At 33.3% G+C, this 14,585-nt stretch carries 14 protein-coding genes; 8 read left to right on the plus strand and 6 right to left on the minus strand.

The annotated features are described in order from the left end of the window. Positions 1-172 precede the first annotated feature (172 nt). From ACFSR1_RS05675 to ACFSR1_RS05705, 7 genes are all read left to right on the plus strand, one after another. Entirely contained in the window at positions 173-2,143 is a 1,971-nt protein-coding gene (locus ACFSR1_RS05675) for an adenylate/guanylate cyclase domain-containing protein (protein WP_378290490.1), read from the plus strand. A 6-nt stretch (positions 2,144-2,149) separates the two neighbouring features. Beyond that, positions 2,150-3,577 carry a Si-specific NAD(P)(+) transhydrogenase gene (gene sthA, locus ACFSR1_RS05680; RefSeq protein ID WP_378290492.1) on the plus strand — a complete coding sequence of 476 codons (1,428 nt, stop codon included), beginning with the start codon at positions 2,150-2,152 and terminating at the stop codon, positions 3,575-3,577. A 314-nt stretch (positions 3,578-3,891) separates the two neighbouring features. Beyond that, positions 3,892-4,596 (plus strand): hypothetical protein, encoded by a 705-nt coding sequence (locus ACFSR1_RS05685; protein ID WP_378290494.1) that lies wholly within the window; start codon positions 3,892-3,894, stop codon positions 4,594-4,596. A gap of 53 nt (positions 4,597-4,649) precedes the next feature. Continuing rightward, a complete protein-coding gene (locus ACFSR1_RS05690) occupies positions 4,650-5,201 on the plus strand; it encodes a hypothetical protein (RefSeq protein WP_378290496.1) in 552 nt (183 codons plus the stop codon). A gap of 92 nt (positions 5,202-5,293) precedes the next feature. Further along, a complete protein-coding gene (locus ACFSR1_RS05695) occupies positions 5,294-5,872 on the plus strand; it encodes a hypothetical protein (protein WP_378290498.1) in 579 nt (192 codons plus the stop codon). A gap of 26 nt (positions 5,873-5,898) precedes the next feature. Beyond that, complete coding sequence (locus ACFSR1_RS05700) at positions 5,899-6,171, plus strand: hypothetical protein (RefSeq protein ID WP_378290500.1); 273 nt, start codon at positions 5,899-5,901, stop codon at positions 6,169-6,171. Positions 6,172-6,286: 115 nt separating this feature from the next. Then, positions 6,287-7,408, plus strand: a complete 1,122-nt coding sequence (locus tag ACFSR1_RS05705) for a metallophosphoesterase (RefSeq protein ID WP_378290502.1) — start codon at positions 6,287-6,289, stop codon at positions 7,406-7,408. Here the strand turns inward: ACFSR1_RS05705 and ACFSR1_RS05710 are convergent. From ACFSR1_RS05710 to ACFSR1_RS05730, 5 genes are all read right to left on the minus strand, one after another. Then, a complete protein-coding gene (locus ACFSR1_RS05710) occupies positions 7,405-8,445 on the minus strand; it encodes a DUF547 domain-containing protein (RefSeq protein WP_378290504.1) in 1,041 nt (346 codons plus the stop codon). The genes ACFSR1_RS05705 and ACFSR1_RS05710 overlap by 4 nt on opposite strands. A 60-nt stretch (positions 8,446-8,505) precedes the next feature. Then, positions 8,506-9,663 (minus strand): flavohemoglobin expression-modulating QEGLA motif protein, encoded by a 1,158-nt coding sequence (locus ACFSR1_RS05715; RefSeq protein ID WP_378290506.1) that lies wholly within the window; start codon positions 9,661-9,663, stop codon positions 8,506-8,508. A gap of 49 nt (positions 9,664-9,712) precedes the next feature. After that, complete coding sequence (locus ACFSR1_RS05720; RefSeq protein ID WP_378290508.1) at positions 9,713-10,549, minus strand: N-formylglutamate amidohydrolase; 837 nt, start codon at positions 10,547-10,549, stop codon at positions 9,713-9,715. Next, the gene (gene gshB / locus ACFSR1_RS05725) at positions 10,542-11,573 is read right to left on the minus strand and encodes a glutathione synthase (protein ID WP_378290510.1); all 1,032 of its coding nucleotides are present in this window, start codon (positions 11,571-11,573) and stop codon (positions 10,542-10,544) included. The genes ACFSR1_RS05720 and gshB overlap by 8 nt, the downstream gene beginning before the upstream one ends. A gap of 94 nt (positions 11,574-11,667) precedes the next feature. Continuing rightward, positions 11,668-12,258, minus strand: coding sequence for a hypothetical protein (locus tag ACFSR1_RS05730; RefSeq protein WP_378290512.1), 591 nt, complete (start codon positions 12,256-12,258; stop codon positions 11,668-11,670). A 105-nt stretch (positions 12,259-12,363) separates the two neighbouring features. On the opposite strand from ACFSR1_RS05730, the gene ACFSR1_RS05735 reads away from it, so the two are divergent. Beyond that, the gene (locus tag ACFSR1_RS05735) at positions 12,364-13,248 is read left to right on the plus strand and encodes a M28 family metallopeptidase (protein ID WP_378290514.1); all 885 of its coding nucleotides are present in this window, start codon (positions 12,364-12,366) and stop codon (positions 13,246-13,248) included. A 37-nt stretch (positions 13,249-13,285) separates the two neighbouring features. On the opposite strand, the gene thrC is transcribed toward ACFSR1_RS05735, so the two are convergent. Further along, on the minus strand, positions 13,286-14,575 hold the full coding sequence (gene thrC / locus ACFSR1_RS05740; protein ID WP_378290516.1) for a threonine synthase: 1,290 nt from the start codon (positions 14,573-14,575) through the stop codon (positions 13,286-13,288). Positions 14,576-14,585 lie beyond the last annotated feature (10 nt).

Genomic DNA, 14,585 nt, shown 5'->3' on the forward strand with positions numbered 1-14,585 from the left:
TAATTGTTTATATAAAGTTTTAATAATTGTAGCCAAAAACACACAAAAAGAGCGTAAACTTAAGTATATTGTAGTAGCAATAGTTTTGAACCAAATTGTGAGCTACTTACTCTTCTATGAGATGTTTATGCACTAGGGTGCTTTAGTTAATATCAAAGTTTAATACTATCAGATGTTTCGTACTTTTCGTCATCGATTGTTATTTTGGTTTCTGGTTTTCATCAGCTTTAGCTTTGTGATTATCATGCTCTCTATTACCTATCTTCAAAAACGAGAAACTGTATTAAAACGTACTGAGGCGATTGAAAAGTCTTATGTAATGCTTTTAAAAAGTGTAAAAGCACAACAAGACTTTTTTAGCCACGCAAGTAGAGACCCTCAATTCTTTAAAACGGGAGACAATCAGTATTTAGATCAATACCTCACCTTGTTAGACAGTACACGATCATATTTAATGCAATTAGATTTTGAAGAAGAATCAGCTTTAATAGGAGGGATCGAATTCATAAAATCTGATATCACAGAGATAGACGCTGTATTTTTAGAACTTATTGAGCAAATCCAGGCCAGAGGGTATAAAAACTTTAATTTGGAAGGCTCTATGAGAAAGGATGCGCACTGGCTGGAGCAAATTGATGAGATCGCTACAGAGGATATTCTTTATTTAAGAAGATATGAGAAGGATTATATCATGCGAAATGAATCAGTTTATGTAACTAGGCTCAATGCACTCGTAACTAAATTAAGGAAACAAATTGTCGATGATAGAAGTATATCCAGAGCTCGAAAGGATGCTATTCTTTATTATCTGGATGGATACCGTAATAAGTTTATCCAATTAGTAAAGCTTGATCAACGTATTGGCATACGGGATAATTCTGGCTTGAAACAAAATCTGGATCAGAAGATTACGATTTGCGAGGAGGATTTTAGTAACCTCGTTTTGTATACAGAAGAATGGGCAAAAGCAGAGTTTAAACAACTGACCATTTATTTTGGGGTGATAGCTTTTCTATTATTAATTGTGAGTATTTTGATCAGCACACTAATCTCCAGAAAGATTACAAAACCGCTTACAGAACTCACAAAACATATTACGCGATTTGTAGATAGTAACTTTACATTAGAAACAGAACATCCACTAATTCGTACGGATGATGAAATAGGAAGTCTTACTCGTAATTTTTCCTTTTTGAAGGATGAAGTTATTTCTAGATTAAAATTTTTCAAGCAAAAGGTGGATGAACGTACTGAAGAATTAGCTACCGCAAATAAACGATTACTTCGACTTAGTGAGGCAAACAGTCGTTTTGTACCCGAAGAATTTTTACAGAACTTGGGTCGGGAGAGTATCGAAGAAGTACAGTTAGGAGATCAGGTAGAACGAGAAATGACAGTAGTCTTCTCTGATATCAGAGAGTTTACTAAAATTTCTGAGTTATTAAGCCCTCAGGAAAACTTTGATTTCCTTAATGAATATCTTAGTGGAATCGTCCCAATTATTCAACGAAATGGAGGTTTTATAGATAAGTTTATCGGAGATTCTGTGATGGCGCTATTCCCTGATAACCCGGATGCAGCCATACAAACGGTTTTTGAGTTTGAAGACTTTATCGAAGAATATAACCAAAGACTTCAGAAAAATATAGCACTCCCCATACAAATAGGAACCGGGATTCATACGGGTAAATTAATTCTGGGAACGATTGGTCACGATCATAGGCTGGAAACGACCGTGATTTCTGATGCGGTAAACACAGCTTCACGAGTCGAAGGGCTTACCAAATATTATGATGCCAAGGTTATAGGAACAGAACATACCTTGTCAAAGCTGAAGAATAAAAAGGCGTTTCACTATAGATTTCTGGATACGGTGAAAGTAAAAGGAAAAACGAAAACATTATCAGTATACGAATTCATAGCTCCGGGTGAAAGGATGAAGATAACCCAGCTAAAAATGTATAATAAGGGAATAAAATTCATAGAAAATAAAAAGATTAGAGAAGCAGCTGTAATATTTTCTGAATTACATAGAGAAAATCCTAAGGATCGAGCTGTTGAAATCTTTTTTGAGAGATGTGAAAATTATTTAGAAAAGAAAACATCCTCCTGGGATGAAATAACACATATGATTACCAAATAATAGTGAATGAAAAAGAAATTTGATCTTATTGTCATTGGCTCAGGTCCAGCCGGTGAAAAAGCCGCTGCAAAGGCAGCATATTTTGGATATAAAGTGGCTATCATAGAAAAGGAACGTAAGTACGGAGGCGCAGGAGTTCAAACAGGAACTTTACCATCCAAAACTTTAAAAGAGACCGCGTTGTACCTTTCCGGGATATATCAGAAAGGCGTATTTGGAGTAGATAAAGAAATCGGAAGAGCGACAGGAGTTCATGATTTTTTGTATCGTAAAAATGTAGTAACTAATCATATGCACAAAGCCGTTGCATATAATCTAAAGAAACACGGAATAGAAGTCTTTGAAGGTTTTGCAAGTTTTATTGACACTACGCATATAATAATAACAGGCGAACTGGAGCAAATTATTGAAGGAAAATACATTCTAATTGCTACCGGATCCTATCCATATCACCCAGAAAACATTCCGTTTGATAACAAACGAGTATTGGATTCTGATTCTATTCTTAACATAAAACGATTTCCAAAATCTATTTGTGTATTAGGAGCCGGAGTAATTGGCTGCGAATATGCTACTATTTTCGGAGCTATGGGTGTGAAAACCTTTATTGTCAATGATCATGACAAGATATTAGGATTCCTAGATTCAGAAATTTCTGAAGCGCTTGTAGAACAAATGCGAAAGAATGAAATTAAAATTTTGTTTAATAATTCGGTAGTGGAATTTGAAGTTTCTGAAGATGAGATGCAACCACTGAGGTTAAAATTGAGATCCGGAGAATATCTCAATGTAGAGATGTTTTTATTTGCAGCGGGACGAAGCGGAAATATCAGAGGATTAAACTGCGCAGGAATCGGATTAGAAACCGGTAAAAGAGAAACCGTGTTAGTCAACGATAAGTTTCAGACCAATATACCTAATATTTATGCTGTTGGGGATGTTATAGGTTTTCCTGCTTTGGCAAGTACCAGTATGGAACAAGGTCGGATCGCAGTGACTCATATGTTTAATACTGCAGATTTAGAATCATTGGCAGATGTTTTTCCATATGGTATTTATACAGTCCCTGAAGTCTCTATGGTTGGGATTACAGAAGAACAGGCCAAGAGTAGCAATATAGATTATGGTGTTGGTTATAGCTATTTTAGAGATACTGCAAGAGGAAAGATTATGGGTGATAATGATAACGGATACCTAAAATTAATTTTTGATAAAAAGTCCAAAGTGATAAAAGGCGTTCATATTATGGGGCATTTTGCCACAGAATTAATACACTTTGGTATGCAATTGGTACAAGAAAAGAAAACACTTGATCACTTGATCTCTACGGTGTTTAATTATCCCACATTACATGACTTGTATAAATATGCCAGTTATGATGGTTTAGGGAATATCGCAGGTAAAAAAGTGAAAACTGCTGGTGAAATGATATAATTCTTGTACAAATTTTCTCTAATTAAAGAATTCATCTCAGTAAATTGTACGGTTTGATCGATTTTACAATATCGATTCACCAGTTTATACTTTGTCTTGGTTATAAAACTTCCGTGAATATTTTAATAATATACACCTGGGCATATACATTGATTATGATTCAGAAAGTCTTAGTGTTCTTCAATAGATATATGTCTACAGCAACAGATTGCAATAATTTCTAAAAAAAACAGCGTAAAAGGAGGTAACAATTTGTCTAAATATGGCACTTACATATGCGATGACTCCTTTACTTCTTAGAATAGTAGTAACTGATGAGTATTTATTTTAATAATAACGAACTAACCAATATGACAAGAGAAGAACATTTAGCATTTTGTAAAAAGTGTACTAATCGAGAAATGGACCTTAAACAAGGTTTGGTGTGTGCATTGACTAAAGAAAAGGCAAATTTCATTAACGATTGCAGAGACTTTGTATTAGATCCTACCTATGAAGAACGATTTGATGATACGGAAGAACTGAATAATCAGGTAGTAAAAAGTCTAATATCTGATAAAGTTTTAGAGAAACTACGAGTAGAACAAAATTTTCCAATAGGGCTTATGTCAGGTATTTTTGTTGGGATTATTGGTGCTTTATTGTGGGGTGCAATCACATTGGCAACAGGGTATCAGATAGGGTATGTGGCATTAGCTATTGGAGCAGGTGTTGGTTTATCAATCAGATATGCAGGCAAAGGAGTGGATCAGATTTTTGGAATTACAGGAGCTATTGTTGCTGTTTTGAGCTGTTTTCTTGGAAATTTCTTTAGTATTATTGGGACAATTGCCAATTTAGAAAATCTAGAATACATAGAAACCCTTCTGTTATTTGATTACTCATTACTGATTCCTATGATGCAGGAGACATTTAGTGCAATGGATGTTTTATTTTATGGTATTGCTGGCTATGAAGGTTATAAATTTGCGTTCAGATCCTTTACCGAAAAAGAATTAGAAGATTTAAAAAAGAAGTAGGAATCAAATACATTCATTGTTATTATGTTTGTATCATCATTTTAAAATAAACTATGAAAAATATAATTTGCCTAATTATACTTTCATCATTTATAATAGTTAATGGTTATTCGCAGAAAGAAGGACAAAGTTTCTGTGGGGGAGATGTTACGGGAAGTTATTTTCCACTATCCGTTAAGAAAAAGAAACTTGTTTGGGGAAACACATTTTACTTTGAAACTAAAAAAGAAGAAAAAGTAATTGATGGTAAAAAATATATAAAGTATGAACAAGCATGGGAAAACGGGCAAAAAGTAGAGATGCTGTTACGTGAAGAGTTAGGAACCGTTTTCCAATATGAGCCTGACGGAAGTGATGAAACGCTTAGATACAATAGTTTACATAAGGCAGGAGATTCGTGGTTAACATCAGATAAAGAGGCAAAATATACGATTGTTTCATATGATGGAAAGCTCGCTACTCCTTATTGTAAGTATAAAAAGTTAATGGTGTTAGAAGGAAAATTTAAAGAAAATACATTCCTTTTTTATTATCTAAAAGGATATGGATATGTTGGTGCTACACTGGAAGATGAATTAATCTCGTTTGCAACTCCAGAATGGTAATTAAAAAAACTTATAGTTAATCATAATATGAGAAAAATAATACTTTTTGTATTTATATTACCTCCGTATAATCAAACTTATTACCAGATACATTGAAAAACATTTTTTTAATTTTTACGATATTAATTATCCTTTTTTCCTGTACTGATAATGGTGTGACGGAAAAAAAAGCGGTTCTTGCTTGTTTAGAGAAAGGTGAAAGTATTACAGAGCTCATTGAGGAATCTAATGTAGAAAAGTTACAAAAGGTTTTTATCGATATACCAAATCTAAATTATCTTATAGAAGTATTAGAGGATGAGGTGATGAAACATGAGAAGTATACACTAAGTCAACCTAACATTTTCTATAATCCCTATGGTGATGAATACATATATACTATTTATGCTAATAAGTGGATCGATAATGGAACCGATTGGGGTTTAAGTGATTATCTATTTGTATTTCAGCTTGCGTTTAAGTATGATGCTAATTCTCAAAAGGTTTCTGTTATAAATAATAGAATTTTAAAAGATCATGCTGGGTTCAAGAAATGGTGGTTTTCTTTTATCAAATCATATACTATAAAAAGCTGTAAAAGAGATTTTTGGGCAGATTCATTTGGGATCATCCCACCACCGCCACCACCTCCTGCAATAGAAGAATGGCTTTCAGAGAATAATGAGGGCTAATTTATCTTATTATTAATTTATAAAGGATGAAGGATATAATAACAAATATCATATTGGGGATTGTTATAGCGTTTTTTGTATTTATCATACTAAAAGAGTTCTTTTTAGACCTATATGAGTATAGAAAATGCTCTAGATGCAATAGCAGTTTTTTTAAGACGAGAATTACAAAAACAGAATCTCTAGGTATAGATTTTGAAGATTCTGATAAAGAAAACATTCGTCATTATTTTAATTGTAAAAAATGTAATCATACCTGGACCGTAGACACCTATAATGATCTTAGCTCTTCGGATTAAGAAGAGAGTAAAACTAATCATTTTTTAGATTTTTTAGTTTTGAAATTCACGTATTTATACTCATATATAAACGATATAATCGTATTAGTTTTATAGCTCTTAAAACTATATTAAAATGATAAGGTTCAACATAGTTCTTCTTACAGTATTACTAACATCTACAATTTTTTTTGGTGGTTGTGATAAGCACAATAAAAAAAAGCCAATTACTTCAGGAAATATTGAAGTTGTAAAAGATTCTGCAGTATTCAGTTTCTCTTTCGTTGGTTGTAATAGAGTTCAGTACGGAGATTGGCACAATGATAGTGCTACGAATGTATCTACAGCAAATCTTTCTGTATTAAAACGGATTTTTGATGATGTAACAACCCTAAAACAAAAACCATCTTTATTTTTCTTTTTAGGTGATTTGGTCTTAGCAGAATCGGATACTATTAATTTAGACACACAATTAAAAGCTTGGGTACAATTATATGAAGACAAGGCTTTTAGCACCATTAGTGATTCCGGAATAGAATTAGTTGCAGTTCCGGGAAATCACGAAATGTTGTTTTATAATACAAAGGATGATAAGGAATACCCTTTGGCAGGTGCTACTTCGGTATGGATGAAATATATGAAACCATATATGCCTACTGATCGAAACCATATCACAGGAAACGATAGCCTAGTGAATCAGATGACGTTTTCCTTTTCTCGGAACAATGTGGGATTTGTAGTAATGAATACGGATACTTATAACCCACCAACCAAAGAAAACCCTTATGGTTTTGAAGGTTTGATACCTACGCAATGGATTATTAATCAAATTGAACAATACAAACAAAACCCTGATATAGATCATATTTTTGTGCTAGGTCATAAACCGTACTATGTAGATGGTAAACCGGAAACAGGACATAAAGGATTTCCTGAAGGTCCCGTGCTTTGGCCTGAATTGCAGAAGAATAAAGTTGCAGCGATGCTATCGGCACACGTACACGACTATCAAAGGATGCAACCAAATGGGGAAGGAACCTACCAGATCATTGCAGGAAACGGCGGTAGTGATGGACCAGCTGCTTTTTTTGGTTACAGTACGATTAATATTATGAGTAATGGAGAAGTTCAATTTATTTCGAGAGGATTTGATAAAGGAAGACCTTACTATCAAGATGTACCGGAAAATGTTATGCAAGTACAAGATAGTACAACATTAACCTGGTCTAAAAATGCCAATCCTTATCAGCATAATTAATCATTCAAATCCCAGTTATACTCTAAGTACCGAACTTTTGCTGAATCATTAGCTTTTGTGTTTGAGTACTTGTTAATAAAAGGAATAACACCCTTTTTAAAATCAACAACATACCATTCGAATATCTTGCTGATTCCTATACTGTTCTCGGTGATTTTATTTTTGTCGGGATCATTAATCCAGGTTTTGGATAGTGTGTTTAACTGCTGATTAAGTTTGGTAGGAGTGAAGGCTTCATTTAATAATTTTGGGCAAGACACCGCAGCACAATTAAAAGCCACGTGTAATCTTGGTTCGTTAAAATTGGGACGAACAATGGTGTTTTCTATTTGGTTTAACGAGTAAATTCTATCTCCTGACTTTATAAATTTTTGATCCCAAGGCTTTCCTCCATTGATATCTTTAATACTTTTTATTGGATAAGCTTTGACTATTAAATAAACCGTAGCAGCATTATAAAGGTTAAACCAATAGGCTAATTTTTCATTATTAGTCCAATCATTCTTTGGTGGCATCTTCTCAAGATGAGATAAATACTCTTCTATTTTAGTAATGTCTGATTTAAAATCGTTATAATTTACTTTTCCCGTAGCAGAAACATATTTTTTTGTCAATAAATTCCATGTTGTATGATCGGGCCTGATTTTTTTAATTTCTGTTTCAACGATCTCTTCTTTTTTCTCTTCGTTTAAAGGAGTTGATTTCTCAATGTTACTTTCAGTTTCTTCAGTTTCTTCAGTTTCTTCAGTTTCTTCAGTTTCTTCAGTTTCTTCAGTTTCTTCAGTTTCTTCAGTTAGTTCAGTTAGTTCAGTTTCTTTTTCAGGCTCCGTTAATTTATGAGTAACTACAATAGAATCTTTGGTTTCTTGATTCTCAGTTTTTTTGTCGTTACTTAAGGTATCTTCTATTTCAGGTTTGGAGGTAGAAGATTTTGAAACCACAATATTTTCAGTAAGGATATTTGTTTTCTTTTCTTTTTTTTCAGATAGACATCCCGCAATAAAAAGAATCGTTAAGAATAAGATTACCTTTTGCATAATATTTAGTTTTGAAAGGATATCAGAATAACTTTTTTATTTTAAAAGCTGCTGCAATATCTATTTTAGGTTACTAAGAATAAAATCTAATTTTTTATTAGTATTCAGGTTTTGTGCAAAAGAATCTGTCATATGAGTTCCTTTATCAGCCAACCCCAGTTGCTGTAGTCTAAGAATATTTTTTTTATTTTCCAGTGTTACTTTACCAGTTAGTAAAAGACTCATATCTTGATTGCTATGGTAATAATCATATATTTTTTTGAGTCCTGTAAGATATAGATAATCCTTAGTAAATCCGCCGCCGCGATGCGCTCTTAATGTAATTTGCCAGGCTGTTTCTCTATTTAGTTTATATTGACTATACAGTAAGTCAAAGGTGTCTTTAAAATCATACCCTTTAATTAAACTATCAGCCGCTATTACCCGATATGCCAGCTCTTTCATGCGTTTTAGCGTTAAGCTTCCAGACATATATTCACTAAAAACCGCTAGGCCTTCTTGTGTTTCCGTATTATTGACAAAACCATTAGAGAATACTTTTAACGGCTGGCTTTTTCCATTAAAGGTGGTTACCATATGCACTCCAATTTCGTGGTTTGCCAATACCTGCAATTCATTATCACTGAACTTGTAGTTTTTCTTTAAGACCAATGTTTCAGAGGCGTTTAGAACCATTGCGGATGCAGAAATATGTGTAGATTTTTTAATATTAAAATCAAAATCATAGCGTTCTGCAAATTTTCTAAAATATGCTTCAGCGTCTGATGCCGAATGTTTTTTTATAAGTTCTTCTCCAGGCTGTTCATCTTCGAAATGAAGAATGAAACGTGCATTTTCTACATCACGTTCTTTTGGAGTGCCAAATACTTTTAATGAATTGTAATAAAAGTTTTTTCCACTTCCTATAGTTTCGATACATTGAATCAATCCAGAGTATTCATAGATAATATCCTGATATAACGTTCTAATCTCCTTATCTTCAATACGTTCTAATCGCTGACTAAAAAACAAACCTTGTAACTTATACGGATCAAATTTTATCTTTCGGTAGTTAAATTTTGGATTAAAACGATATTTACAGGCAAAGAAACTCTTTTTTTCCTGTTCAATATTCAATGGATTAAGGTAATTAAGAAGTTCAATATTCTTTACCAAATTATCCAGATTTTGATCAATTTCAAACAAATCTGTGTATGTATCTACGACATCTTTGATCATATTCTTATTTTAATAACAGCAAAAATAATAGATTAACTTTTCAGAAACACTACTTTGGATCAATAAAGCTTTGATAAAAAGATGTTGCGTGTTTTGGTAGCCTTAATTTTAGTTCTTGTTCAATGCTGTTGACTACTTCAGGATACATAATATATTCTAGTTCGTGGCAATAAATCTTTGAAAATTCGGTAGCCAAGACTAAGGTATTGTTAAAATGATTAGTAATATATTTTAAAAAGTATCCATTTCCCTGAAACGTATCATTGATAGCGGCTGTAGTTGTTATGGCGTTTGGTAGTTTAATTTCTGACAAGTCGTTACTCCAAGAAGTTGCAAACGTAGAAAAACGATCATTATCAATATTTGAAGTTCCTAGGTTCACAACAGGGACTTCTCGATCCCAGCGTCTCCAGTTATATGAATGCATATCATACACAACAGCGGCGCCATATTTAGATTCTATTTTGGAAACTAAAGCGTGAACTACACGATAAAAATTATGATGTTTTTGTAATGAACGTTCTTTGGTTTCTGATTTCAAGGAGTTTTTCCATAATTGTTTTCCCCAGGCATCTTCATAAATAGCATTTTCAGGATCTCTATTGAGATCATATTCGAATCTGGAGTCGCAACCTGCAATTACGATAGGATGGCTTTGTACCATCTGTTTGGTAGCTGGATCTTCTTCATACCAGCGCTCATATTCGGTATGCAGACAGTTTGCCCAAAGTTCTTTTCTAAACTGATGTCCGTCGTGGACGGCTCCACAAATATAATAGGAGTAAGAATCTATTTTAAGTGTAAACGAATAGTCTTCAGACACTGCATGAAAAGGTTCTTCGGCCTGTATTTTGGCAAGCATATCTTTAATAGAAAGCCTACGCATCGTCTACCGTTTTTCTTAATTTGGCTTTTCTATCAAACCTATTAACTCTTTGCACAACTTTATCTTCTATAAAGTCTACTACTTTTTCTTGTAGTCTTACTTTATATTTTTTGTTAATATACGTGATTCCGCCTGGGCTCATTACATTGACTTCTACCAGCATACCGTTGATCACATCAATCCCAACAAAATACAACCCGTCTTTAACCAATTTAGGGTCAATCAAACGGCATAATTCTTTTTCTTGTTTTGTTAGAGAGTGTTTTACAACAGAACCGCCGGCAGTAACATTTGATCTGTGATCATCTTCGGCAGGAACTCGTCTCATAGCGCCGATTGGCTTTCCATTCAGGATTAAAATACGAACATCACCCTGATCTGCACCTTCAATATAATCCTGAAGGATAACATAATTGGTGGTTCCATCTTTATTATCTATATAAAAATCTAATAGAGAACGGATACTGGTCATCGCTCTTTTTTCAATCAAAATAACACCAGAACCACCAAAACCATTAAGAGGCTTAAGAATCATTTTATCGTGTGTAGATTCTTTGATCATTTTGATCAGATAGTCCTTATTTTTAGTAACGTGCGTTCTTGGGATAAAATGCGTGTCAATATCGTCAAATGCTGCTGTATAAAGTTTATTATTTGATCTTCTGATTCCATCTATATCATTCATAATAAAAACATCATCCTTAATTGAATCCAGAAAATTAAGCATGATCATATCCAGAGGAGGATTACTGCGTAAAATAATTACATCAAACCCAGCTAAGGGTAGCATCTCATCTCTAAACGTTGTTTTAGTATAAAACGACTTCATAGAAGAAGAAACTTTATCCTGACGATTAATAACTTTGCAAAAAGAATAGGTAACACTGTCTCTGATAGTAAGATTTGAGGGTGTTGCTAATGCTACCCCGTGCCCTCTCTTTGCAAATTCGTGGATTAGTGTAAGACTCGTATCATTTTCAGGATCGATTTCTTCCCAAGGATACATAAGAAAACAGACGTTCATGAGTAATAAATGTTTTAGAAAAGAAAAATAATAAATTTTGCGTTTAGAAGCCCAAAAAACTAATAAAACTTAAATTATTTATCTAACAAAAATCTTAAATACAGTCTATATTTGGATTGACTTTATTTAGCTTATCCCAAATAATGTGATCAATAGGTTGCGGAGAGATCTTAAATAGTACCAAATGTTTATTAGTATTCTCACAATAATTATAGGTAGCTACTATATTTAGATGTACTTCTTTTTTTGTGGTAAATGCATCGTAGGTTATAACTTTACCGGCATAAGAATGATCATCAACTTTTTCGAAAAAGGCTTTAGCTTTTGGAATGGCTTCAGCTGAATCCTCATCGGAGTTAGAAACTACTTGCATCAAACCATCGAAATACATCTCCAGTTCTGATTCTAAACGATTACTGGATAGTTGAGGGTCATTATCTAAATACCAAAGAAACGCATAAGAAAAAAACTCTTCAGAACCTTGTTTGCCCCATCCAGGTGCAAATCTAACATATTCCGTACCTTTATGCTCTAGCGATTTGGCAAATGATAATGGAAATGTTATGGTCTCTTTTCTCCAGTTATCAGGAGCCGATAGGAGATTAATAACGTTATGTTCTTTTTTACATTGTATAAGAATTAATGATAGGACAATGAAAAATGGTATAGTTTTTGAATTTCTCATTTCGAGATAGTTATTTTAAGCAATAAAAATACTAATTGTAAAATTATATATTGTTTTTTATAAATTTGTTATAAGAAGGAAAAATACGAATACAAAAATTTTAAAATGAAATTATATAAGTTTAAAACATTACTACTACTTATTTTTTGCATTCAGATTTCAATGGCACAATCGCTGGATGATGCGAAAGAGGCAGAAATAATCAATATACAAAAAGATATAGTTGGTAAACTTACAGGACATATTCCAATAAAGGGTAAGAAAAAATTATCGAGCCGTTCTAGTAATTCAGAAAGGAAAACTACCGCTGATTATTTGTTCAATTCTTTAAAAGAAATCGGACTTAAGCCAAATCGTAATAGTTATAATGTGCAAGATAAAAAAGGGAATCAATATAATGGAGCTAATATCTATGCAGAGATTCCTGCCACCAATGGGAGTGATGAATATATAGTACTTGGTGCACATTATGATACTGCAGAGGATAGCCCGGGAGCTGTTCATAATGCCACAGGAGTAGCATTAACACTATACGTTACCGAAAAACTCACAAAGTTGGCCGACAGAAGTATTAATTTTATGATTGTCTTTTTTGATCAGCAGGAAACCAATATGATTGGTTGTAGAATGTTTGTAAAAAAACTACAAGATGAAAAGTACAATATAAACTCTATGCATCGTGTTGATTATGTAGGTTGGGATAACGACGAAGATAGAGCTATAGAGTTATTGGCTTCTAACATAAGTTTGGAGTCAGCTTATCGATTAGAATCTGGTGTTCCTGTATTTAAGAGAAGAGTATCTACTCCAGAAACAAGAATCTTTTCTAAATTAGGGTATGAAACCATTACAATTACTGCAGAATTAATGAATGGCGATAATTCACCATATGTACATCAGACTGAAGATAAATATACAACTGTAAATTTCAAGTATCTTGCATCTACCTCAGAGATCGTTTATAAGGTTATGAAATCTCTGTCTAAGTAAAGAATTTAAAAAAACGATATTTTTAAAAGAGTTTTTGCTAGTGTAGCAAAAACTCTTTTAGTTTTTTGTAGTCATTTGTTTTGACACTTATCTTCTCCTTATTCAATACTTTTTCAATTTGCTTAGGAATTTGAAGTTTTGTTTCCAGGGTTTCTTCAACAATATCCAAAAACTTAACCGGGTGTGCAGTTTCAAGAAATACACCATATTCATTTTCTTCTAATCCATACGCTTTCAAACCCAAATATCCCACAGCTCCGTGCGGATCTGCTATATATTTATTTTGACTGTATACTTCTTTCATAGCTTTTCTGGTTGCATTATCGTCAAAGCTATAGGCAGAAAAACTATTTTTGAGGGATTCGAAATTATTATCAAACAATTGTTGGATTCTTATAAAGTTACTGGGATTACCTACATCCATGGCATTAGATATAGTGGCCTTGGAAGGTTTTGGATCATAATCAGAAGTTTTCATATATCGGACCACAGTATCATTTACATTTGTAGCGGCAACAAAGTGTTTTACAGGTAGTCCTAGTTTATGGGCAACAATCCCTGCGCAGATATTACCAAAATTCCCACTGGGAACAGAAAAAACAATATCCTTTCCTTTACTTTTCAATTGTTTATAAGCAAATACAAAATAGAATAATTGTGGTAACCATCTAGCGATATTAATAGAATTGGCTGAAGTTAACTGCATATGATCCGTAATGGTTTCATCCAAAAAGGCTTTTTTAACCATATCCTGGCAATCATCAAATACACCATCTACTTCTAATGCGGTTATATTTTGACCTAAAGTAGTAAGTTGACGTTCTTGTATGTCACTAACTTTACCGGATGGATATAAAATCACTACATCCACACCTTTTACTCCTAAAAAACCTTGTGCAACTGCTCCACCAGTATCTCCGGAAGTAGCAACAAGTACAGTCACTTTATTATCATTATTTCGGTTAAAATATCCAAGGCAGCGTGCCATAAACCTGGCGCCTACATCTTTAAAAGCCATGGTTGGACCATGAAAAAGTTCTAAGGTTCCAATGTTTTCTTTGATATCGACAACCGGAAAATCAAAACTTAATACATCGGTTAGGATATCTCTTAATTCTGTTTCTGGTATTTCATCACCTACAAATTGCTTAATAGTTTGAAAAGCAATTTCTATAGTATCCAGATTTTCGATAGTATCAAAAAATGATTTGGGTAATGGGGTTATTTTTTCCGGAAAATATAATCCCTTGTCCGGAGCTAAACCTTTAATTACCGCTTCAGAAAAAGATACTTTAGGGGCGTTGTTATGTAAACTATAATATTGCATGAATACGCTG

Origin of the sequence: Aquimarina rubra (assembly GCF_042684305.1) — a bacterium.
GTDB classification, from domain to species: Bacteria; Bacteroidota; Bacteroidia; order Flavobacteriales; family Flavobacteriaceae; genus Aquimarina; species Aquimarina rubra.

What these genes read in the sequence shown, in the direction of transcription:
- ACFSR1_RS05705 (WP_378290502.1), top strand. Translation starts at nt 6,287, where the DNA reads ATGATAAGGTTCAACATAGTTCTTCTTACAGTATTACTAACATCTACA.
- sthA (WP_378290492.1), top strand. Translation starts at nt 2,150, where the DNA reads ATGAAAAAGAAATTTGATCTTATTGTCATTGGCTCAGGTCCAGCCGGT.
- ACFSR1_RS05720 (WP_378290508.1), bottom strand. Translation starts at nt 10,549, where the DNA reads ATGCGTAGGCTTTCTATTAAAGATATGCTTGCCAAAATACAGGCCGAA.
- ACFSR1_RS05685 (WP_378290494.1), top strand. Translation starts at nt 3,892, where the DNA reads ATGAGTATTTATTTTAATAATAACGAACTAACCAATATGACAAGAGAA.
- ACFSR1_RS05715 (WP_378290506.1), bottom strand. Translation starts at nt 9,663, where the DNA reads ATGATCAAAGATGTCGTAGATACATACACAGATTTGTTTGAAATTGAT.
- ACFSR1_RS05700 (WP_378290500.1), top strand. Translation starts at nt 5,899, where the DNA reads ATGAAGGATATAATAACAAATATCATATTGGGGATTGTTATAGCGTTT.
- ACFSR1_RS05690 (WP_378290496.1), top strand. Translation starts at nt 4,650, where the DNA reads ATGAAAAATATAATTTGCCTAATTATACTTTCATCATTTATAATAGTT.
- ACFSR1_RS05675 (WP_378290490.1), top strand. Translation starts at nt 173, where the DNA reads ATGTTTCGTACTTTTCGTCATCGATTGTTATTTTGGTTTCTGGTTTTC.
- thrC (WP_378290516.1), bottom strand. Translation starts at nt 14,575, where the DNA reads ATGCAATATTATAGTTTACATAACAACGCCCCTAAAGTATCTTTTTCT.
- gshB (WP_378290510.1), bottom strand. Translation starts at nt 11,573, where the DNA reads ATGAACGTCTGTTTTCTTATGTATCCTTGGGAAGAAATCGATCCTGAA.
- ACFSR1_RS05735 (WP_378290514.1), top strand. Translation starts at nt 12,364, where the DNA reads ATGAAATTATATAAGTTTAAAACATTACTACTACTTATTTTTTGCATT.
- ACFSR1_RS05730 (WP_378290512.1), bottom strand. Translation starts at nt 12,258, where the DNA reads ATGAGAAATTCAAAAACTATACCATTTTTCATTGTCCTATCATTAATT.
- ACFSR1_RS05710 (WP_378290504.1), bottom strand. Translation starts at nt 8,445, where the DNA reads ATGCAAAAGGTAATCTTATTCTTAACGATTCTTTTTATTGCGGGATGT.